2 protein-coding genes are annotated in these 1,613 nt (G+C 73.8%); both read left to right on the top strand.

The features are described 5' to 3' along the window. The coding region (locus AB0J52_RS39670) for a M20/M25/M40 family metallo-hydrolase (RefSeq protein WP_500188285.1) at positions 1–941 on the top strand (941 nt) is incomplete at its 5' end. A 32-nt stretch (positions 942–973) separates the two neighbouring features. After that, positions 974–1,613, top strand: a 640-nt coding sequence (locus tag AB0J52_RS39665) for a GNAT family N-acetyltransferase (RefSeq protein ID WP_500188283.1), incomplete at its 3' end; no start/stop codon positions are given.

Genomic DNA, 1,613 nt, shown 5'->3' with positions numbered 1-1,613 from the left:
GCCACTTCGACACCGTCTGGCCCATCGGCGCGCTGGCCACCCACCCGTTCGCCGTGGCCGACGGGAAGCTGACCGGCCCCGGCTGCTTCGACATGAAGGCCGGACTCGTCCAGATCTTCCACGCCCTGGCGCTCCTGGACGACCTGGGCGACCTGGACGGCGTGACCGTGCTGGCCACCAGCGACGAGGAGACCGGATCGCGGGACTCCCGCGAGCTGGTCGAGTCCGAAGCGCGCCGCGTCCCGGCCGTCCTGGTGCTGGAGGCCAGCGAGGACGGCGCGCTGAAGACCGCGCGTAAGGGGGTGTCCACGTATGACCTGCGCATCGGCGGCAAGGCGGCGCACGCCGGTCTCGAACCGCACCGGGGCGTGAACGCCGCGGTGGAACTCGCCCACCAGATCCAGGCCGTCACCGCCCTCGCCGACCCGGCCGCTGGCACCTCGGTCACGCCCACGGTCGCCTCCGCCGGGACGACCCGCAACACCGTCCCGGCCGCGGCCGAACTGCTCGTGGACGTCCGCGCCGCGACGACCGCCGAACAGTTCCGAGTGGACAACGCCGTGCGCGGACTGCGTCCCGTCCTGCCGGGCGCGCGGCTTGAGGTGACCGGCGGACCTGACCGGGCGCCGCTCCAGGAGACGTCGTCGGCGTCGCTGTTCGCCCTGGCCTCCCGGCTCTACGGCGAACTCGGCTTGGGCGAGCTGCGCGGCGTCGCCGTCGGCGGCGGCTCCGACGGCAACCTCACCGCCGGGGTCGGCACGCCCACGCTGGACGGCCTGGGCGCGGTCGGCGGCGGCGCACACGCCGACCATGAACACGTGGTCGTCGCCGAACTGCCGAACCGGACGGCGCTGCTCGCGGCCCTCATCCGCGAGCTGACCGCCCGTCCGCATCCGGCTCCCGTCTCCCTTCCCGGAGAGCACGGAAGGGAGACGGCGTGAACGGCTCGCCGACCTTGGACGAGGAACCGAAGATGGCTGACCGATCCGTACCCGACGAACCCAGACCGGACGAGGAGGTCTCCCCGGCCGTCCGCCGAACCGCGCACCGCGCCGCCCACCGGGCCGCCGACGCCGCCGGCGTCCGGATCAGGGAGCTCACCGAGCTTCCCGACCTGGCCGACGCCGCCGCGCTGATCGACCGCGTGTGGCGTCCTCCCGCCGGGAACCCGCTCATCACCCCCGAGCTGATGCGCGTGATCGAGCACACGGGCGGCTACGTCGTCGGCGCCTACTCGGGCGACCGCATGGTCGCCGCCTGCGTCGGCCTGCTGGCCGCCGAGGGACTGCACTCCCACATCGCGGGCGTCGAGGGGCACGCCCGGGGCCGCAGCGCCGGGTACGCCCTCAAACTGCACCAGCGCGCCTGGGCGCTGTACCACGACATCACCACCGTCAGCTGGACCTTCGACCCGCTGATCAGCCGCAACGCCTACTTCAACCTGGCCAAGCTCGGCGCGGCGCCGGCCGAGTACCTGACCGACTTCTACGGCGCGATGCAGGACGAGGTCAACGCGGGCGACGCGACCGACCGCATCCTCATCCACTGGGACCTGGCGGGCCCGCGCGCGGCGGCCGCCTGCGAAGGACGCCCGCACATCGCGGACGCGGGCC

Origin of the sequence: Spirillospora sp. NPDC049652, assembly GCF_040675125.1 — a bacterium.
GTDB lineage: Bacteria > Actinomycetota > Actinomycetes > Streptosporangiales > Streptosporangiaceae > Spirillospora.
Note: the sequence above shows the minus strand (reverse complement) of the source record. Positions and strands in the feature narration are given on the sequence as shown.